General features: G+C 35.7%; 16 protein-coding genes. 6 read left to right on the plus strand and 10 right to left on the minus strand.

Going from position 1 to position 21612, the window contains the following annotated elements; genetic code table 11:
- Positions 1 to 18 precede the first annotated feature (18 nt).
- A complete protein-coding gene (locus QP953_RS21870; RefSeq protein ID WP_052592512.1) occupies positions 19 to 729 on the minus strand; it encodes an ABC transporter ATP-binding protein in 711 nt (236 codons plus the stop codon).
- Positions 730 to 733: 4 nt separating this feature from the next.
- Positions 734 to 1129, minus strand: a complete 396-nt coding sequence (msrB, locus tag QP953_RS21875) for a peptide-methionine (R)-S-oxide reductase MsrB (protein WP_052592514.1) — start codon at positions 1127 to 1129, stop codon at positions 734 to 736.
- Positions 1130 to 2160: 1031 nt separating this feature from the next.
- Between msrB and QP953_RS21880 the strand changes: the two genes are divergently transcribed.
- Together QP953_RS21880 and QP953_RS21885 are read left to right on the plus strand one after the other, a co-directional pair.
- Complete coding sequence (locus QP953_RS21880) at positions 2161 to 3138, plus strand: DUF4249 domain-containing protein (protein ID WP_052592583.1); 978 nt, start codon at positions 2161 to 2163, stop codon at positions 3136 to 3138.
- 114 nt (positions 3139 to 3252) lie between these two features.
- Complete coding sequence (locus QP953_RS21885; RefSeq protein ID WP_052592518.1) at positions 3253 to 5145, plus strand: TonB-dependent siderophore receptor; 1893 nt, start codon at positions 3253 to 3255, stop codon at positions 5143 to 5145.
- A gap of 97 nt (positions 5146 to 5242) precedes the next feature.
- Here the strand turns inward: QP953_RS21885 and QP953_RS21890 are convergent, their stop codons facing one another.
- The 3 genes from QP953_RS21890 to QP953_RS21900 all read right to left on the minus strand — a co-directional run bounded on the left by QP953_RS21890 (position 5243) and on the right by QP953_RS21900 (position 8168).
- Positions 5243 to 6199 (minus strand): hypothetical protein, encoded by a 957-nt coding sequence (locus tag QP953_RS21890; RefSeq protein ID WP_052592520.1) that lies wholly within the window; start codon positions 6197 to 6199, stop codon positions 5243 to 5245.
- A 51-nt stretch (positions 6200 to 6250) separates the two neighbouring features.
- A complete protein-coding gene (locus tag QP953_RS21895) occupies positions 6251 to 7801 on the minus strand; it encodes a S8 family serine peptidase (protein ID WP_309552957.1) in 1551 nt (516 codons plus the stop codon).
- A 151-nt stretch (positions 7802 to 7952) separates the two neighbouring features.
- Positions 7953 to 8168, minus strand: coding sequence for a hypothetical protein (locus tag QP953_RS21900; protein ID WP_052592524.1), 216 nt, complete (start codon positions 8166 to 8168; stop codon positions 7953 to 7955).
- Between the two features lie 141 nt (positions 8169 to 8309).
- On the opposite strand from QP953_RS21900, the gene QP953_RS21905 reads away from it, so the two are divergent.
- Entirely contained in the window at positions 8310 to 9119 is an 810-nt protein-coding gene (locus QP953_RS21905; protein WP_052592526.1) for a CAP domain-containing protein, read from the plus strand.
- Between the two features lie 350 nt (positions 9120 to 9469).
- Here QP953_RS21905 and QP953_RS21910 read toward each other — a convergent pair whose 3' ends face one another.
- Positions 9470 to 10402 (minus strand): DMT family transporter, encoded by a 933-nt coding sequence (locus QP953_RS21910; protein WP_052592527.1) that lies wholly within the window; start codon positions 10400 to 10402, stop codon positions 9470 to 9472.
- A 618-nt stretch (positions 10403 to 11020) separates the two neighbouring features.
- Between QP953_RS21910 and QP953_RS21915 the strand changes: the two genes are divergently transcribed.
- Positions 11021 to 11581 carry a YqgE/AlgH family protein gene (locus QP953_RS21915; protein ID WP_309552958.1) on the plus strand — a complete coding sequence of 187 codons (561 nt, stop codon included), beginning with the start codon at positions 11021 to 11023 and terminating at the stop codon, positions 11579 to 11581.
- A 539-nt stretch (positions 11582 to 12120) separates the two neighbouring features.
- Here the strand turns inward: QP953_RS21915 and QP953_RS21920 are convergent.
- The 4 genes from QP953_RS21920 to QP953_RS21935 all read right to left on the minus strand — a co-directional run bounded on the left by QP953_RS21920 (position 12121) and on the right by QP953_RS21935 (position 18657).
- Positions 12121 to 13383 (minus strand): S8 family serine peptidase, encoded by a 1263-nt coding sequence (locus QP953_RS21920; RefSeq protein WP_309552959.1) that lies wholly within the window; start codon positions 13381 to 13383, stop codon positions 12121 to 12123.
- Positions 13384 to 14213: 830 nt separating this feature from the next.
- Positions 14214 to 15299 (minus strand): TIGR03032 family protein, encoded by a 1086-nt coding sequence (locus QP953_RS21925; protein ID WP_052592532.1) that lies wholly within the window; start codon positions 15297 to 15299, stop codon positions 14214 to 14216.
- A 98-nt stretch (positions 15300 to 15397) separates the two neighbouring features.
- Positions 15398 to 16414: a toxin-antitoxin system YwqK family antitoxin gene (locus tag QP953_RS21930; RefSeq protein ID WP_309552960.1), complete on the minus strand. Its 1017-nt coding sequence runs from the start codon at positions 16412 to 16414 to the stop codon at positions 15398 to 15400.
- A gap of 8 nt (positions 16415 to 16422) precedes the next feature.
- A complete protein-coding gene (locus QP953_RS21935; RefSeq protein WP_052592536.1) occupies positions 16423 to 18657 on the minus strand; it encodes a Na+/H+ antiporter NhaC family protein in 2235 nt (744 codons plus the stop codon).
- A 477-nt stretch (positions 18658 to 19134) separates the two neighbouring features.
- Between QP953_RS21935 and QP953_RS21940 the strand changes: the two genes are divergently transcribed.
- Both QP953_RS21940 and QP953_RS21945 read left to right on the plus strand, forming a co-directional pair.
- Positions 19135 to 19737, plus strand: coding sequence for a hypothetical protein (locus QP953_RS21940; RefSeq protein ID WP_052592538.1), 603 nt, complete (start codon positions 19135 to 19137; stop codon positions 19735 to 19737).
- A 184-nt stretch (positions 19738 to 19921) separates the two neighbouring features.
- Entirely contained in the window at positions 19922 to 21436 is a 1515-nt protein-coding gene (locus QP953_RS21945) for a DUF4384 domain-containing protein (RefSeq protein ID WP_309552961.1), read from the plus strand.
- Positions 21437 to 21612 lie beyond the last annotated feature (176 nt).

A 21612-nucleotide genomic window follows, 5' to 3' on the forward strand; every position in this document is an offset into this window, starting at 1 on the left:
TTGGCTAAAACAATATAGCTACTTTTTAATAGCACTAATAATTTCTTGGTTTAAAATATCACTTTCAATTTCACCATCTTTCAAACGAATAATCCGATGAGCATGTTCGGCAATATCAGGTTCGTGTGTTACCAAAATAACGGTATTTCCATTGTTATGAATTTCTTCAAACAAAGCCATTATTTCAATAGAGGTTTTTGAGTCTAAATTTCCTGTTGGCTCATCTGCTAGAATAATTGATGGATTATTGACCAAAGCTCTAGCTACTGCCACTCGTTGTCGCTGTCCACCAGACAATTCATTAGGTTTGTGATGCACTCGATCTCCTAGTCCTACCGATTCTAATACCGCTTGAGCTTTCGCCAAACGATCTGATTTTTTCATACCAGAGTAAACCAAAGGCAAAGCTACATTTTCTAAAGAAGACAATCTTGGGATTAAATTAAAGGTCTGAAAGACAAAACCAATCTCTTTGTTTCGAATCTCTGCTAATTCATCATCTACCAAAGTAGATACATTTTGATTGTTCAACAAATAAGTACCCGCAGAAGGAGTGTCTAAACAACCTAACATATTCATCAAGGTTGATTTACCTGATCCTGATGGTCCCATCAAAGCTACATATTCGTTGCGTTTAATATTCAATGTTACCCCTCGAAGCGCATGCACAACTTGCTCCCCCATTTGGTAACTTTTTTTGACATTTTGAATGTCTATGACTCGTTGCATGGTATTATTTTTTAGGCACAAAATCCAAAGATACAGAATTGATACAATAACGCACGCCTGTTGGTGGAGGACCATCGTTGAAAATATGCCCCAAATGGCTTTCACAAGTAGAACAAACCAATTCCACTCGTCGCATACCATGGCTATTATCTGCTCGTTGCGTAATGTTCGCCGTTTCTAACTCTCCCCAAAAAGAAGGCCAGCCACATCCTGAATGATACTTATTGGTAGAATCAAACAAAGGTGTTTTGCAAGCATTACACAAATACGTCCCTTCTTCTTCATGATTGTAATACGCCCCTGTAAAAGCTCGTTCAGTGCCAGCTTGTCTCAATACGTTATACTCTAAGTCAGAAAGTTGATTTTTCCATTCTGCTTCTGTCTTATTTATTTTTTTCATTATTGACCGTTTTCTAGTTGTTCAAAGTTTGAAATTACATGTTATGCTTATAGGTTTTATTCGTATTATTGCATAGGTATAATAATACCCCTTAAAACATTATTATTAACAATAAAAAGTAATAATCGTTCTGTTCTTAACATCAATAGTTCGTTGAAAAACTTTATTAGTTTGATAATCAGCAAGTTGTGTCTTTGTTGCGTTTTGTGTTAAAATTTTGATTATCAAACTAATATAAATGTGCTTTTTTATCTTTTTGGTAAAAAAGTAAAAAATCAACGAACTACTATAACATAGATATGATAATCAACCACTCTTTCATATTTCAATAAAGATACAATTGTCCTTTGCATCTCATCTAAGAAATCGACCAAAACAATGGAACAACTCGACGAACATCTAAGCTCTACGAATCTCAACACACCTCCTAGTTTTAGGCAACTAGGAATTACTTTTTTCATTTATTTTATACTCTTAATTTTCAGTATTGTTATCTATACGACAATATTTGAAACGTTTGGTTTATTTAGCCTATTAAACCAATTTCAAGATACAATAAAATTTCCAATCAGACCTGTCCTATTACTTTTTGTCCTAGAAGGCTTGGTTATTTTTTCCAATTACTATTTGCAGGGACGTTTGTACGAACTATTTCACCAATCCATTTCAAAAGCCGTACTTATTCCTATTTTATGTTGGGTAATCATCATAGGTGGCACTTTCATGTACGACACGTACCAAAGTATTCCTATTAACCTAAATATTTTCATAAGGTTAGGGACATTGCTGGGTTGGTATGGCACTCTGTGTTTAATTATTGCGTATTATTTTCAACATTCTAATAGAAAGCTATATTACAGTTTGCTATTTCTACATTGGATTTTGTATGCCCTTATATTTTATTTCACGTTCTAGTACTTTGCTAGCTGCTAATAAAAACGATTAATTAACAGTTTAGTGTGAACAATGTTGGTTTAAAAGTATTAATTTTAATACAAGTTTTTTTTACAGAGTATCACCAAACAGCATTCATGAAAATCATACCTATTCTTAGTCTTTTTTTGCTATTCATTTTATCAACGGCTTGCGAAAAAGAATTCATCCCTGAAACTACCTATGACGGTCCAGAGCTTGTTGTAGAAGGTTATATTAGTGTAGGTCCAGGAGCATTACCGCCTTATGTCATTCTAACCAAAAGCATTGAATATTCCTCAACGATTGGCAGTGATATTTTAACTGATATTTTTGTCCATGATGCAGAAGTTAGCATTTCGGATGGCAATAACAAAGTGCAATTACAAGAACTATGCGTAAGCGATCTTCAGGCACTCCCCCCCTTTCTTCGAGATGCAATCCTTCAAGCTATCGGAATACCCAACAACTTTGACTCTACAGGATTTGATATTTGTGTCTATACCGATTTATTGGGGATTGTTGGCTTGGGAGTCGATGTAAAAGAAGGAGGAAGTTATGATTTAGAAATTAAAACAGATGATTTTAATACTGTCACCGCTACGACAACCATTCCTTACGCTGTTATCGTAGATTCTCTGACCTATATCAACCATCCTAGCTATCCAGCCAATGATTCGTTAGTAGAAGTAGCTGCTCATTTCAAAGATCCAGTTGGTCCCAATTATTATAGAGGTTTTTCCAAACGAAATAACGAACCTTTTTACCCTTCTAGTACACGAGGCACCAACGGGTCGGTGAGTGACGATAATATCTTTGATGGGCAAGAATTTAGCTTTGGAGTTATTCGTGGGCAAGATCCTTTTGGAGATTTTGACTTTGATACTTTTGGTTATTTTTGGCGGGGCGATACGGTTACTTTTCGTGCGGCAAACATTGATTATGCCCACTTCCGATTTTGGCAAACACTAGAGTATAATTCAGGTTCTCAAGGACCTTTTGGCACCTACACTCGTATTGAGTCCAACATTAAAGGTGGTTTGGGAATCTGGGGCGGTATGTCCTATCGTGATTACACCTTGATGATTCCTGAATAGATTGCCGACATAAAAACGCTTCTATAGAATTTGTAAAAAAGTCAAAAATTAGCCCATCAGTATCCTAAAACTGTTTATAAAATCCCTAGTTTTGCACATACAAAAACAACAGGGATGCAATTCTATTTAATTTTATGGTGTTTACTTTTCTTGAGTACTCCTATTATGGCACAACAAGACAGTACCATCTTAACCGATCATAGTGATACGATTATTCTTGAAAAAAGTCGCTTGCCCGACTTTGGGCTAGGACACAATACCAAACACTTAGGCAAAGAAGTTTTAAGTACTTATAGTAGTCGAAATTTAGCGCAAGTACTTCAATTAGAGAGTACTTTTTTTGTCAAAAACTATGGCCCAAGTGGTATTAGCAGCCTATCTGGACGAGGTGGTGGTGCTAGCCATACCGCTGTTTTATGGGAAGGCTTTAACATCCAAAGCCCCATGTTGGGTCAAGCTGATATTTCCTTACTTCCTGCTGTTTTTGTAGACTATGTAGACATTCAGTATGGTGGCGAATCTGCCTTATTTGGCAATAGTTCTATTGGAGGCGCCTTGCACCTTGGAACCAATTCAAAATTTGGTAGAGGCTGGCATTTTGAAGGGAATTTGCACGGAGGTTCTTTTGAGGATATTGGCCAACAATTCAACTTAAGTTACAGCAATCATTGGTATTCGGGCAGTATTCGTTCTTTTTATCATAATGCTAAAAACAATTATCTATTTAAAGATATTAATGCCTTTGGTTTTCCTAAGCCTATCAAAGAGCAAACCAACGCTCGTTTGCAACAATGGGGGATTTTGCAAGAGCACAATGTCAAGTTTAAGAAGCATCAATTGGGAATCAAAGCGTGGTATCAAGACAGCAAACGTCAAATTCCTCCCCCTTTATTATTGAGCAGTAGTAATGATTTTCAAAAAGATGAAGCATTGCGATTGGTTGCTCATTGGAAAACCTATTTTGATACGCAAGTTTGGAAAGCTCGATCCGCCCTATTCTTAGAATCCCTGCATTTTCAAAGTGATGCTGTTAACTCCTTGAGTAAGATATTAAGTTCTATTTCTGAAATTGAAAATAAATGGTATTTAAACAATTTACACCACTTCAATTTTGGCTTGAACTACAGCTTTTTTAAAGCCAGTTCTGGAGGCTATACTCAAGATCCTCAACAACACCGACTCGCTCTTTTTGGTGCGTATAAGTTTACAAGCGCCCAAAAGAAATGGGCAGGCACGTTTTCTATAAGAGAAGAGTTGGTCAATAACAATCTAATTACACCAGCAGCATCCTTAGGAGGCACCTGGAATTTTTACAAAAAGTTCCGACTAAACTTACACTTATCCCATAACTACCGTTTGCCTACTTTTAATGACTTATATTGGAACACATTAGGAAATAGCAACCTAAAACCTGAATATAGTTGGAATAGTGAATTGGGGCTTTGTCTACCATTTTGGTTCAAACAGTTTCATATTGAAACAACGATAACTGGATTTTGTAATTTGGTAAACGATTGGATTTTATGGTCTCCCAATACAGCGGGCTTGTGGCGACCAAGTAACGTTGAACAAGTTTGGGCACGAGGAATGGAATTAAATGTGCAAGGAAAATTTCATTGGAAACAATGGCAATTCAAAGCGGCCGCTAATTACGCATTTACACAAAGCACTCGTACCAAAGGCTCTGAACAATCTACCATTGGCAAACAGCTTATTTATACCCCAGCACACAATGCCAATATACGACTACAAGTTCAATACCGTCAAACCAGTTTGTTGTATCAGCATAGCGTAACGTCCTTGCGGTATATTGATAATGCTAATACAGAAATATTACCTCTATTCCACGTTGGGTATCTGCGCTTGAATCAACGTTTTAGTTTTAAAAACACTTCTGCAAATCTTTACTTACAAATCAATAACTTATTTGGAGAAGATTATCAAGTTGTTAGCAACCGAGCAATGCCTTGGCAACAATTTGAACTGGGAATCGGAGTTCGATTATAGTTTAACTTAAAACAAAAAACTCTCAAGAAACAATTTCTTGAGAGTCATTCAATCTGTTATTAAAGTCTTGCCTACAATATTCATTCATGAAGAACATCTATAGAGAATTGGGCAAGAACGCTTTATTTTTACGCAATGAAATTTTCACATACTCCTTAGCAGGAAATTTCAAATTTTTAGCGTTTGCTTTTTCTAGTTGTACAGAGGTTTTAATTTGAGCCAAGGAATACTCTTTAGAACCAGCTTTGTATACTCCTACCAAACGATTCAAAACATCACCCATGATAGCCGAAAAGTCTTCTGCTGCTACCAAGTCTGCTTTTCCATCAATCTCCTCTACCGTATGACAAACAACGTCTAAGATAATTTCTCTTCTTTTTATTTTGTTTTGGACATCTTGTGGTAGATTTGTCCACCAATATTGCAATGTTTTGATATTGTCATTGGTAACATTTTTTTCTCTTAGAAAAATATCTGCTGTAAACTCTTGCAATTTTACAGGAACTTGTTTTACCAAACGAATATTGGTTGCATGTTCGCCTTCTTGTGGATTTTTTTGACCATCAATCAGGGTTGTACTAACAGTATATTTCATTTCTGTTTCAGAACCAATAATTTGTTCCAAAGCTTCACCTGTATTTTCTATTTGTGAGTCATTTAATTGAGGGTTAATATCCTTTTTATCGTTTGTACGAATATTAGATACCACTTCAATATCTATTTCGTTTGATTTAATCTGAGATTGAACAGGTTTAGGCAAACTATCCCACCAAGATTCTAATTCTTTGACATTAGCGTCGGACAATTTGGCTTCTTTTTGTTCATTTTTGGCACGAATCAAACGAATTTCGTGTTCTTGAATTGGCACAGAAATCGTCATTTCTTCGTCTATAGCAGTTGTTGAAGAAGTAGTATTCAGTGCTAAGTTTTCATTGTTAACAATAGCGCTATCGTCATCATTAGCAGCAACTGGTGCAGCATCATTGGCACATCCAGTTAGCAAAATTGCTACAAAGGAAGTTAAGATGATGTTATATATAAATGTGTCTTTCATAATTTCTTATTAATCATTACCAATAATACAGCAAAAATATTGCCAAAAACACTATTTCTTTAACAAACTTTTAACGGCATTTGCAGGATGAATTAACGCACCTGTAACTTTAGTATTACGAGTCTCTAGACCTGTTTGTTTCAATATTTTATAGGCTTCTTCGGTTGTTAACTTAGGTTGAATAGATTTCATAAGCCCCAACAACCCCGCCACATAGGGAGTCGCCATAGAAGTTCCATTAAAATATTCGTATTTATTATTTGGAATAGTAGAGTAAATATCTACTCCTGGAGCTGCGATTCCCATTTTTAGACCGCTAACATCATTACTGAATACTGCTTTATCCAAATCTGGTGCTAATGCTGCTACTGTAATCACTCCATCGACAGAAGCAGGTGCTCGTTTTCTGGCATCTATATTTTCATTTCCAGCAGCCACTACTACAATACCTCCCTTTTTGTTCGCATACTTGACAGCCTGTTTGTATGCTCTTTGAGATTGCGCTGTAGCAGGTCCACCAAGAGACATTGACAAAACATCTGCCCCATTATCCGCCGCCAATAACATTCCATTAATGATTGTTCGTTGTGTTGTATTGCCATATTTGCCAAATACTTTTACACTAGTTACCTCTACAAAATCGCCTGTTGGTGCAAACGAAGCGATTCCTATACCATTGTTGGAAACAGCCGCTGCAATCCCTGCACAATGCGTTCCGTGTCCATGAGGATCCGTATTATGATCGGTCGAAATAGATACAAAGCTGCTGTTTAAATCTTCGTGTTTTGCGTCTACCCCTGTATCAATGATTGCAATTTTTGCTTTTTTCTTAGGTTGTATTTTTTGCGTTGCCAATAATTCATACAATGCCTCTACATCCATGGCTTCATGTCCCCAAACTTTTTCTACATCTGGATCATTTGCTGTATATTTCTTTTTCTTGCGAGCCAGCACATCTTTAGCAATACTTTCTGAAGGATCCAACGATAACACTTCATTCGCTTCAATATGATCAATTAAATTACTCGCTTTAAACGTAGCAACAATCGCATCGTAATGTGCAATTTGATTGGTTGGGATATTAACTGCATAATAATCGTCCAAGTCTGTGCTTGCGCCATCTTTAAGAGCAAAAGCAGGCTCTAGCTTTAGCTGATATTGATCAATAATAGTTTGTAATTCGGACAATTGATGACCATTACTAACTTCTACCAACAACTCATTGTCAGGGTCTAAACCATCTATATTAGTAGAAGTTGATGTTGTCTGTTCCAAAGCATCTGACTCGGCAAATGGGAACCAATCAATTCCTCTTACACCACAATAGTATCCTATGGTCATTAAAATCAACATAGGAATAAAAATAATCTTGCTGCTACTAAAAGTATTTAGAAAAAAGCCTGCTCCAAACAGAAAGACAATGTTGATCGCAAGTGTTGACCAAGAAACAACTCCTGGCATTAGCAACGCCATTCCCAAATAAAGTCCAAACGAACTTAAGAATAGCTTTCCAAAAATTCCTCGTATCTCATTGTTTTCTTTAAACAGAAACCAAAAAGCCAAAGAAACAAAAGAAGCCAAAAATATAATTAATGTGAGCATACTCATCCTATTGTGTTATCTATTTCTTTAATTAATGCCCTTTTTATCAAAAGGTTACCTTTTTTGTAGTTCTTACAGTTGTTTGAACATAGTCATAAATAATACTTCGTTGATTTTTTAACGAAGCAATCCATAAAAGTGGTTGCACTTTTTACATTATATTAAACTCCAAAATTTTTATAGTAGTTCCCCACATAAAAATTGAAATACCTCCAGCTACTTTTTTTGCTTCTACCACTACCTTTAAGCCATCTTTTTGCAATGCTTTAGGCATTTCTTGCGGTTTCCACTTATTGCCATTCTCATCTATAATTCCCCAAAAACCACCCGATAAATTCTGATGTGTTACAGTTCCTTTTATTTTCATGGAGTGTCTTTATTTGTTTGAGTGTGTTAATTTGTTTATACTAATAATAACGTATATTTGCCACAATCTCGTTGTCCCTTATCCTATTTTTTTACCTTTTTCTACAAAAAGAAATCAAAATCCGATAAAAAACCATTTAATATGACCAATATTTCCGATTTAGAATTAGAAATTTTAGAATTAATCAACCAACACAGAGCAAGCCTAAACCTCACTCCACTCAGCATTCATCCCTCTATACAAAATTCTAGTTTTCAACACTCTACCAACATAGCAAAAGAAAACATTCCCTTTGGTCATGAGGGATTTTCTGAACGTGCCAATACACTAGTTCAAGTGTTGAATGGTTCGGCTGCTGCCGAGAATGTAGCAATGGGACAACGGAGTGCTAAAGAAGTTGTAGACGGTTGGCTAAATAGCTCTGGACATCGCAATAATATTGAAGGAGACTTCAATTTAACAGGTATTTCTATTGTTAAAAATTCTCAAAATGAAAATATTTTCACACAGCTTTTTATCAAAGCTCCTGTAACTAATTTAGACACCTTAGAACCTTCTCAAGAAGGAACCACAGATGTTAATTTAAACTACGCTATCTTAAAACTGATTAATAAACATCGATCAGGACAATATCTTCCCCCATTGCAAATCAATCCACATATACAAGCTATTGCCACACAACACGCACAAGCTATGGCTTCAGGAAAAATACCTTTTGGACACCAAGGTTTTGAAGATCGTGCCAAGCAACTACTAAGTAAGCTACATGGCTCTAGTGTAGCCGAAAATGTGGCATCTGGTCAAGAAAATGCGCCATCAATTGTCAATAGTTGGTTGGATAGCAGCAGCCATCGCAACAATATTGAAGGAGATTTTAATCTAACTGGCATTGGAATAGCTAAAAGTGAGACCCAAAAAGTGTTTTATTGTCAAATTTTGATAAAAAAATAAAAGCTACTCAAATTGAGTAGCTTATCTTTAGGTTTAGTTTATTTGTTTGTATTTTTAGCTATGATTATATGGGTAACCTAGGAACTTTTAGCACCTAAGTGCTAGGAATATTTCTTGTGTTTGGTAGCTCTTAATGCAGCTCTACCAACTTATGTTACCGCTGTGTTAAAATAATTCTATTTTTTTCTTTTTAAGTAAGTGGACAGAAAAAAGTATAGTTAAAAATGTAATTGTTTTTAGTGCTGTTCAAAGAAAAGAATTGAAGTTTTAGCGGGCTAAAACGAGATTTTTTGATGAAGAACAGTGCAAAAAGAATTCTATTTTGCCTATAAATTTTTATGAACGATTACTTATAACGTAGGTTTCACTTCCAAATCTTCTTCTTCTACCACTGCATCCTCAAACACCCCATTGGTTTGTGACACCAAGTATCCACCCAATAAAATAAGTATACCTGCTATAAGTAAACTCAAAGAGGAACTATTCCCATCCAGCAAAATCCCTATTAAAGCTGTAAAAAGAGGAGTGGTATAAATATAGGTGCTTACAATAGAAGCATCCAAAACTTTGAGCGCAAATGTATTTAACAAAAAGGTAATAAATGTAATACAAATCAAAATAAACCCTAACGCAATCCAAACATTCGTATTAAATTCGCTCCATTCGATACTGGTCAAGCCCCATCCCCATACAGGAAACAGGTAGACCATACCAAATGTAAACAACCACCTTAAAATTGTTAGGGGATGATATTTGAGCAACAAAGGGCGAATCAGTGTCAAATAAATAGCATATGCCCCAGCACTAGCTCCAACCATCATATTTCCTAATAATGGATTCTTAGCATCATTGACCAACCCTGTATCGCCCCAAATCAAAAAAACACCACCAATCGAAGCAATAAAAACGCCTACTAATTTTCCCACCTCTATCTCTCCCCTAGCAATAATGGCGAATAGTATCAAAAATAAAGGGGAAGTTAATGTCAGTAGTGATGCATTGATTGGAGTAGTTAATGCCAAACCTCCAAAAAACAAAACATTACTAATTGTAATTCCAAATAATGAACAAACAGCCAACAACAGCAAGTCTTTTCCATCTACTTTTTCTCGAACACTAATAAATTGAACTGTTCCAAAAATCAAAGCGGCAAAAATGGCACGCAACAAAGTTAGTTCAAATGGAGAAATGTACGCAGCGGCATCATTGGCAACAGTATAGCTACCTGCATATAACAAAGACTCTAATATGAGAAAAAAATGTGCTAAATATTCTTTTTTCATCCGTTCCAATTTTTATTTATTTCTTGCTGTAACCAACTCTTATATAAACCTTTGCAGCAAAAAATGGGGATTCACTTTTAATTCATAATGAAGATACTATTTTTTGATTATTGGAGTCACATTTCATCAAAAAAATAGCTTTAAATCCTCTATTCAGAATCTTTTTTAGCACCTAAGACTGAACACAGTTCTATTTTTATTGTTTTAATAGCACTACTTTGTGAAAAAATCACATCAGTTTGACCTATTATTAGACAAAGTGGTTGTTTGCAAAAAAGTCAAACCATCTCCCTACAAGATAGTTTGACCAAAGCAATAGCTAAAGAAGTATTTAGCTCATCATTTATACATTTATAATAATGCTGTGTCCCTAAAAGGTTACAAAAAACTTAGAAATGTGTCTTACAACTGAGCGGTACTTGTATCTTGGAAAGACTCTTTGAAAATCATCACTTGTTCTAACAAACGTAGGAACGATTTGTCAAAGAACGCTTTTTTTTTACTAACTTCGCTTTGGGGCAACTTAGCAATTCTGTATCTAATTTTTATTTATCAACAAAGCCTATACAGCAACAATTTGCAGATTGCCTTATTCGAATCATTAAAACTAAGAAAACATTGAGCAGAAATAAAGAGGAAGAATTGAAATCTGGACAACTATTGGTGGCAGAACCTTTTTTGATGGATCCTAACTTCAAAAGAGGTGTCATTTTATTGTGCGATCACCAACAGGATGGTTCTTTTGGTTTTATTTTAAACAAACCAATTGAAATGAATATCAATGACTTAATTTCAAGCTTCCCTGAATTTGAATCTGAAGTATACTATGGCGGTCCTGTCCAAACTGACACCATTCATTATTTGCATACTAAGGGTGATTTACTGCCTAATAGTATCAAAGTACTTTCAGGCGTTTATTGGGGAGGTGATTTTGATCAACTCAAATCGTTTATTGAAATGGGGAAAATACAACCTAGAGACATTCGTTTCTTTGTTGGATATTCTGGTTGGTCAGCAGGACAACTAAGAGAAGAACAAAAAATATTATCTTGGATGACAGTAAATGGGCATATTGACTACGTATTTGGTGATAATAAGGAGCTTTGGAAAAACGTATTAGAAGAACAAGGTGGCACCTACAGTATTATTGCTCAAATTCCTACTCCCATTCTCAACTAACCCATCCACTATCTCCCTAAAAAAGAAAAAGCTATTTTGATATCGTATCAAAATAGCTTTTGTGTTTATTGATCGAGAAATAGGACATTTTCTCTTTTTTAACTTAACGTGGTAATGGAAAATCTTTCATGACTAAAATGAATTTTGTGTAGTGTGATAGTTTAATTATTCATGTAGAAAAGTGTTTACCTTTCATTCTATAAATTTACAAAAAATTAACGACTTTTTTCCTATACTTCATCATTTTTTTATTCAATACCAATGAATTAATAGATGTTATCCCTCGCCTTTTTTATCAAAAAAAATGACCACTTCTAACAATTTAATAAGAAGCAGCCATTTTTAATTATGCTATTATAGTGTGGTTATGGATTAGTAGCTTGTTTCTGTTTAGCCTTATCATTGGTGGTTCTTCAAAGGCGCTACATTATAGATTGTCAATCAAAACACTCATCAAGTCTAAAAAATAACAAATTGATTGTCAAACATTAAAAAGCTAAGCATAATCCATAAGTAAGTATTTAGTCTAAATTGTCTATCTATCGAACAGCAATGGGATAAGATGCTCCACGGTTAGAAACCGATCCAGAGCTCCTTGGCAACGCATTGCGTACTTGCATAATACCTGCTACGTGTGGTGTTGCCATAGATGTACCACTCAATGTTGCGTACCCTCCATTCAAATAAGTGGAATAAACACTACTACCTGTTGCAATAAAATCGCATGGTCCTCTTCCGTAATTGGAGAAGGAAGACCAGTTTCTAGAGCAAGTCATAGAAGCAACCGTCAATACATTTGGTGCATTAACACAAGCTGGTTGATAGTATTTTGCATGAGCACTACTATTTCCTGCCGCAGAAGCAACGCGAGTGCCAGCATTACTCAAGCTATTTAAGATGGTTCTATAAGAAGAGCCTGTAGAACAACCATTTCCATAGTAGCCCCCCAAAGACATATTCACAACATCTCCTGCCAAGTCGTTGCTAGCCACATGGTTTAACCCACTAAGAATTCCACTAGTAGAACCACTTCCGCTACAACTAAATACTTTTACGGCAACAACAGGCGCGTTAGCAGCAACTCCCACAACACCGATAGAATTATTTCGAGCAGCAGCGGTTCCTGCTACATGTGTTCCGTGCCCATTACAATCATTTGCAGTTCCTCCCGCAAATGTTGCCGAATAAGATGTTTGAACATTCAAATCAGGGTGGTCTAAATCAATACCAGTATCTACAATCCAAATCCATCGAGCAGTTCCAGCATTCGCAGCTCCCCCTGCTCTAGTAATCCCACAAGGCGTTGTTTGTGCTCTTGCTCCGCTGTTGTCTATGCTCTCAATTTTAAAATCTGGCAAAGATTCTTCACGGTCATGTTCTAAAGAAGCTACCTTGTTATTTTTGGACAATTTTTCATACTCAGCTTCTGTCAATTGAATAGCAAACCCAGACATTACTGCCGTATAGTATGCCAGAACTTTGGTAGGATCAATTTCTTCGTCAATTAAAAAACGATTCAACTGATCAATGACTATCGTTGATTTTTCCTTCATAAATTGGCTTTTAGCAGCTCTATCTGTAAAAGGTCCATTGGCATAAGATATTGCTGGCGCAACAGCTGCATCTTTCAAAATAACAATGTATTGATTAGGTATTATTTTTCCCTCATTACTAACAGGCGTAACTACTTCTTCTGCTGCTACGTTTTGGACTTGTTGAGGTGCATCTTTGTTACAAGAAAAAAGTAATAATGGTAAAACTGCGAGAATAGTAAAAAGCTTTACTAATGTAATCCCTTTCATAATAGTGTGTGTTAAATGTGTTATTAAAATAAATTAGGTTAATGGTGTTCTTAGACTAAACACTTACAATTTATAGATAGATAAATAGTTAATTCATTATAATAGGACGTCAATAGCCTGCTTTAATTCTAGTGAATTAAAGGGTATTGATTAAAATACAAACCAATAAAAGGGGCACACCTAAGGCTATATTACAACTCTTGTATAGAAATTGTAACAGCTCTAATGTGATTTTTCAATAAAGCGAATGGATAAAAAATAGTATCCTACTCTGCCAAACCCAGAGGATAATTACTCAAAACTTAATTAGTTAATTTTTAGGTACTTTAGGACATAAAATTTCTTATCAAAAAAGCCGTTCACGACATTTTTAGATTGTCTAAAAGTGACCGTTTTCATTTCGGTAACAATTGTGTGCTAAAAATTCAACTTACATTGAAAATACTCTTTAAAGAGGAAAAAGAGTTTGATAGTATTTATAAAATCAGTACAGTATTACTTTTTTATAGACAGTCGATTATTCTGCTTTCAAAAAGTATTGGTATTTTTTATTCTTGTGTTTTTATTTTTTTCACAATATATGTATTTAAAAAATAAAATACTAGTTTTTTATTTGTTTTGTTTTTAAAAATTTAAAATTTTATGATAAATACTTCTTATAACATGAATAATAAGCTATAGAAATAGTTGATTGTATTACAAGTCTCGTTTCCAAAGAGTAATGCCCTTTTTGAGGAGATGAATTTGACAAAATAAAAAACAGCCCTAAGGCTGTTTCGATTTTCATTGGCATACTTTTATTGACCATTTCAGAATCTTCCCCTCAACGCTTATTTTTGGGGAGGTGTTGACTTAGACCAATAAGTTGTATCGGGCAACATTAAGGCTCTTTGGTGTGCGTCAGTATAAGTATTGATAATATTCGGACGACTTGCATTCGGCAAAATTTGCACATCGTAAATTTCATCAACACTAGACAACCAATTTAAGTTTGCTACTACCTTTCCCGAAGGCAAATGAACAACTTTAATTCCTGCCGCATCAGATTCCTTTGAAATTTTCAAGTGCTTAAAAGTAGAAGATTTTTTTCGCAGTTTAGAGGTTCCTATAAATAGATATTCTCCATATTTAGTCATCCCTCGAACAAAGCCTGGCACTTGAGTCACTACATCATATTTTCCAGTTGCGGGGTCTACACAAACCAACTGCTCCTTTGCTGATAATAAAACATAAAGTTTTCCATCGTATAAGCGGGGCGCATGTGGCATTGCCAAACCGCTCGCAATAATTTCATTGCTGGCCACATCCATCAAAACTCCACCACCAATAATATTATCTCGCCAACTCTGAAGTGTATTTCCCGTACCTAGGGCAGAAATGTAGATAGGTTCTCCATCTTGCATTGCTAAGCCATTTAAATGACAGCGATCTTCTGAAGCTAATTTATCAATGAAATGAGGCTTCCAGACAGGACGAAAGCTATAATCCGAGTCTATCTTACAAAGACAAGAGAACGAAGTATTCACCCCCCACAAAGCATCCTTTCCATAATGCAAATCATGCATATCCAAATGCCCTGTATAGTACGTTGCTCTAGGCAAGTACAACGCATCATATGTATTTGGTTTGGCGGGATATGTCTCTGCTAGTCGCTTTGAATTCGCCAAAATAATCACCTCATTTTCAGTAGCTATTGCCATTTTATTGTCCTTTACGGCTATCCCCATTGCACGTTTAAACGTTCGAGGCAACTGCACCAATTGATTGCGATTCGTAGCACTAACTAAGACTACTTTTCCTGCTTGATAAGTACTTACTACGATGGTGCAGTTGAGTTGCATCAATAGCTCTGGCAAATTAGGACTGTGTGTACAAGCAAAAGGTGGTAATGTATTGGTGTTTATATTTTGATTCATTCTAGTTTAATGCTTATTTTGCTAATACTGCATAAGTTTCAATTATTAATACCCTATTGATTTCCAATAGAATAACAAACTATCGTATACGCAATATATTATTTTAATAATTTATCTTCTTTGTATTGATAAGTACCTTTTAAGTCACCATTTTCTTTATAATAAGAGCAAGTGCCATTTTTCTTATCCTTTAGAAAGTACTCTTCGCTCAATACCTTGCCATTCTCATAATAACTTGTCCAAGTTTTTTCTTTCAGTCCATCTATCAAATAGCCTTTTGACCTTAGTTTTCCAGTAGGATAGTAAAAAATAACCTCTCCTGTTTCTATACCTTTTTCATAGGTCTTGGACATTTTTAACGTTCCAAATTCGTAATAAGAACTCCAAACGCCATCTTTTAAGCCATCTTTATAATTTTGTACTGCCTCCAAAGCTCCATTGGCATAATACAACTTCCACGTTTTATCTTTTCGATTTTCTTCTATATCAATTTCTTCAACAATCCAATAATAGGATTTATCTTTCAAATCTTTATTCAAATCAGGGCTAACAGCAACATCTGCAACGGCTCGAAAAAATCGACTGGCTTGTAAAGTTCCATTTTTATAAAAAACAGAACAAGCACCAGATAATTGTCCTCTCGAATAATTTTCGGTTGTTCTTAATTGCCCATGCCCAAAGTAAGTTTTCCAAGAACCATGCTTTACCCCTTGCTCAAAACTACCTTCTTTCCCCAGTTGTCCATGCTCGTGATAATACTTCCAAGTACCTTCTTGCGCATCATTTATAAATTTTCCTTCAGAAAGCAGTTTTCCACTTTCATAATAATATTTAAAATCACCTTCTCGCTGCCCATTCGACCAATACCCTTCCAACTCTACTTCCTTGTTATCATAATAAAATAACCATTTGCCATCAGGCTCATTATGCTTATAATTTCCCTTGCCACTAATTTCTCCATTCGGATGATAAAATGTCCATACCCCTTCACGCTGATTATCAATAACCTTTCCCTCTTCTTTAAGTTGTCCATTATCATGATAAGCCTGCTCTATTTCTTGCCCAAGACTTAACAAAGAATAAAACATCAGTATAACTAAAAGCAATCCATTCATTGTAATCGTTATTTTTCTGCCATTGTTTCTAAATTGGAACTAGGGACTTCTTTCCCAAATAGCATGACAGCTCCAAACATCAAGGCTATTCCAACAACAAAGCTGATGATAAAAGGAATACCAAATGCCGTAGAAACATAGGTCATTGTAATACTAATACTTCCTACTGTCAACGCATAAGGAAGTTGCGTTTTGACGTGATCTATATGGTTACAATTCGATGCCAGCGAGCTAAGGATGGTTGTATCCGAAATAGGAGAACAATGGTCGCCCAATACAGAAGCAGCTAAAACCACTGCAATGACATTATACAGCAACTCCATTGCCGTTTCTAGTGGCAAACCTGCGTTTTGGCTGATACTCCAACAAAGAGGAATAGCGATTGGGTATAAAATAGCCATGGTACTCCAACTTGACCCTGTTGAAAAAGCGATGACAGCAGCCAAAATAAACACAACAACAGGAACCATATAAGGACTCAAACTATCTCCCAAGGTAGTCGTTAAAAATTCTGCGGTAGATAACTCTTCTGTTGTCGTTGCCAAAGCCCATGCTAAAATCAAAATCAACAAGGCTGGCATCATTGTTTTGAACCCAGCGACAACCGTTTCAATAGCGTCCGAAAGTTTCATAATACCCTGAGCTACTGTCAAAATCAATGCTAAGACAATAGCCGACATAGACGCCCAAAGCAATGCGGCATAAGAGTCAGAGTTTCCTATTAAGATACCCATTTTTCGAACAAAACCTGCCTCTCCTGAAGATTCCAGCAGTTGCATTTTTGACCAAACTTCCCCCCATCCATTGTGCGCTACCTGTACTCCATTTTCTACTAATGCACTATACGAAGCCTGCATCCCTGTATCAATCAACCCCATCAAAGTTCCGAACACGACCATTAAAATTGGTAAGAATCCGTTTATCCAACGATGTGGCGCTCCTTCCACAGGTTCTAACTCTTCCATATCATCGTCACTTAATGCTTCTCCCTCAGTATCAAACACACGACCAGTTGTTCTTGCGCGGCACTCCGCTTTATACATTCCTCCATAATCTCTTCCTGTAAAAATAATGATTAGAATAAAAATCAATGTAAAGAACGAATAAAACGAATAAGGCAACGAACTCAAAAACATAGAGTACGCAGATGGAGGATTCTCCAAGCCAGACAACAAGGGCATTGCATCACTGATATAGTTCAACTCTGCTCCAATCCAAGTGGTTATAAAAGCAACCGCAGATATAGGTGCGGCAGTACTATCGACAATATAAGCTAATTTTTCTCTCGATATTTTGTATTTGTCGGTCAATGGACGAATCGTATTTCCGACAATTAAACTATTGGCATAATCGTCGAAAAAGATAGCAACTCCCAACAACCAAGCAACAAATTGAGTGCTTTTAGGGCCTTTCGCCAAAGGTGCCAGCTTTTTTACCACACCTGCCATTCCTCCATTTCTAGAAATAATAGCAACCACTCCTCCTATCATAATTGAAAATACAATGACGGACAAATGGCTCGAATTATTCAAGGCTCCAATAATATAATGGTCAATAACACTAAAGAAGCTTTTAAGCAAACCATAGGGTGTTAGTTGCATCCCTCCAATGACCCAAGCTCCTGCCAAAATCCCCATAAATAAAGCCAATAATACTTGACGGAAAATCAAAGCTAAAAAGATGGCTACTAGTGGCGGTATAATTGACCACCACAAAGGAATGGCTTGAATACGCAAGCCTCCATTTTTATATTTTTGCACGTGCACTAACTGTGTGTGCTGGTTGTCTAGACAAATAATTTCGTCTTCTTTGGGATGAGTTAATGGATCACAATCTGCACAATTTTTAACTTTACAAGCTCTGTATTTTGAGCGTACAGATACTAATTCTCCTGCATAGGAAGCCTCATAATCCAAATGAGCAACGCCCTTTTCAAATAGAACAACTTTTGTCGACCCACCGAGTTCTATTGTTGAGGCAAACTGATTCGGAATGGTTGACTGTCGGTAAACGTTCTTAGCTATAATGGTTAACTGATTGGCTTCAAACTGTAAATCAAAATCCAAAAGCCCTAAGGTATCTATAACAGGTCGTGTTGGTTCGGGATCAGCTTGAACAATTGAATTGCTATCAACGTTGTTTAAAGTATCTACTTGCTGAACAGTATTGCTATCGGTTGGATTTTGAGCAAAGATGGCAGTTATACTCAAAATAATGAACAAAAAAGTAACTATAAGTCTCATTGTGCGTTTTTACTTAAAAGAGAAGTATGAAGTTCTATCAATTTAACATGTGAGTAGAAGTATAAAAGTTAATATTGGACTACTTCATGTTAAAATTGTGTAATAAAGGTAATATTTTTTTGAAAACAGATGAAGTTAGTTCTATCCTAAATTAGAATCATCTATTTATTTGCGCTTATTGCACCCCAACAAAAGCATACAGCACAAAGAATTAAAGGCAACCAAAACCAATTCAGCCCAAACGACTGGTTAAACACTCTTAGTAAGAACTGTTTAGCCTATACCAAGAGTAAATCAATAAACAATAGCATATTGAACCTTTACGATTCGCTTGATATAATCATTAATATAAGGCTCAAAATTTTGCAATTTGCCTGATTCGCTCTATTTTTCTAGGGATATGCTTTTCGTAGAAGCAATCTCCCCCATTCAACACAGAGCAATTTACCTGTGGATGTTAAACTAAATTAATTTATTATGATAAGATACCTATTAATATTATCTACCGTTTTATTGATTGTAAGTTGTAAAAAGAAATATAGTTCTTCGGATACAACGGATGCTACAGATTCGACGCAAGTTGATTCTAACACCTTGGTTTCGGATGTCAACTGGGGTGATGAGGAGGAAGCTATTTATGTTGAAGAAGAACCCGAAAAGAAAAAGCGCACTCATCGTTCTTCCTCTAACCGTAACCATCGTAGTGGTGGTGGAGGTGGCACTGCCGACACAGATGTTGATGTGATTAAATACAAAAACCATACTCGAGATGGGGATCGTCCTAGTGATTTTGCAACAGCCATTATCTATCCTGCTATTCGTATGGTTTATAGCGACAACTTTGCAAAACCCAAGGCTACTGTTTTGAATGCTCAAAAAGATGGAGAGCGTCATACGATTGACTTGGCCATCACATGGAAAGATCATTGGACTCCTAAATATAAAATCGAAGGCACTTTAGAAGTTAATACAGATGGTAGCGATGCCAAATTTACGATCACCAATAAAAACACCGAAGCCGAAGTGCTTGAACTTACCGAAGATAATTTTCAAACGGAAATCACACTACCTTCGTTATAATCTGATAAAATACCCCCACTTATACTTCCCAGCCTGTCCGTTTTAACCATTCTTTTATATGGTTAAAATAGACAGGTTGTTTTATTTTGATTTGGAATCATTTTTGGTTTTTGCTTAACTTTATTTAGAAGTCATACACGTTTCAGTTGCGTCAACTACAAAACATAATATATACAATCTAACTATGAAATTACAAGTACCTTATTTACCTTTTATTACAAAATCATTCTTTTCTCTACCTTTTATTGTAGTCTATTTATTACTACTTTTCACTAATTTTAGTCATGCTCAAGATCAAAAAATACTAAAAGGAAAACAAATATCAGGAACAACCATTAATGACGAGCAATTAACATTTTTGATGAGCCATCAGGAAGCTCTCAAAGAATTTGAAAAGCCTGCTTCTTTGAGTATGATGGAAATTCCAGTTAAAGTACATATTGTCAAAAGTACGACCTCCAATTCTGCCAGTATCGAAGAGATTAAAGAAGCCTTTGCCAAACTCAACAAATACTTTGTGCAAATTTATGTCCAATTTGTTCCATTGGGTGACTTTAACTATATCTCAAATGACAAGTATTTTGACTTTAACAAGGAAGATGAAAATGCTCTTTGTGGCAGTAACGATTCTAAAAATGTCATCAACTTGTATATTGTTGGAAGTATTTCAGACGGTCCCCTAAAATTCTGTGGTTATACATATTATCCTGAGGATTTAGAAAAAAATACGGATCGTATATTCCTAGCCAACGAATGTTTATCAGATGGTGTTTCGCTCGCTCGTCAAATGGGACACTATTTTACATTGTTCTCTACTTCTGGACTCAATGTATCTGAAACGCAAGAGTGGGTGAATGGCGAAAACTGTGCAACCGAAGGGGACTTGATTTGCGACACGCCAGCTGATCCTGGTTTGGAATTAAGTTCTGTTGATGATCGTTGTGGGTATATTGGAAAAAAACAAGATCAATCGGGCAGAAAACGTTTTTATAAGCCAGATACCAAAAACTTAATGTCTGATAATCCTCGTTTGTATTGCTGCGATCATTTTACAGAGCAACAATATCAAAAAATGCTTTACGCTGCCATCAATCTAAGAAATTACTTAACCTTTCCTAAAAGTCAATACTCCAAACGTCAATTAAAAGTTTTAGCAGCCGAAAAAGGTTTGAGTGGGCAAGTTTCGGTCTTTATGCAAGGAACTGAAATGCCTGTGGTTCGCAATGGGAATATGTATATCAACGAAAAAGAACTTTATCCAACCAATACCACCTACAACATTGCTGTTGTCAACAATCAAAAAGGCTATATTTATGTCATTGAAGGCGATGCAGAAAGAGGCATTTATTTGCAATACCCCAAAAAAGGAGACAAAGTATTTTTTAAAGGAGAAACAACAGCTGAATTTATTGTTCCCTCTAATTTAGAACGTCTAAAAGTAGACGAACTAAAAGGTAAGGACGGAAAAAATCATATTGTTGTTTTATTCTCAAAAAAGCAATTAAGAATCGAGCAGCTTATTGATGAAATGAATAGCATAGAGGAGTATTTGGATGTCGTTCAACGAATATATACCGTTATTGGAACGGATTTGATTCCTTCTAAAAACTTAGTCTATCAAAAAAATGGCATCCAAGTTCAAGGAATTGCAACCGATCAACAAATCATGCCTGTTATCATTGAATACAAACAACCATAAGTTTGCTACAAAAATTGTGAGCTCACCCCAAAAACACCTAAAACCCTAATTTACAACACCTTAAAACAAAAACAATTTCTTAAACTAACAAAAAGCGACGCGATTCAGGCTAATATAAATTACTTGTTTTTTGAATTTGAAATCCAATAGAATAGTTTTTGTTTCTTTAGTAGGCA

The organism is Aureispira sp. CCB-E (assembly GCF_031326345.1).
Classification (GTDB): Bacteria; Bacteroidota; Bacteroidia; order Chitinophagales; family Saprospiraceae; genus Aureispira.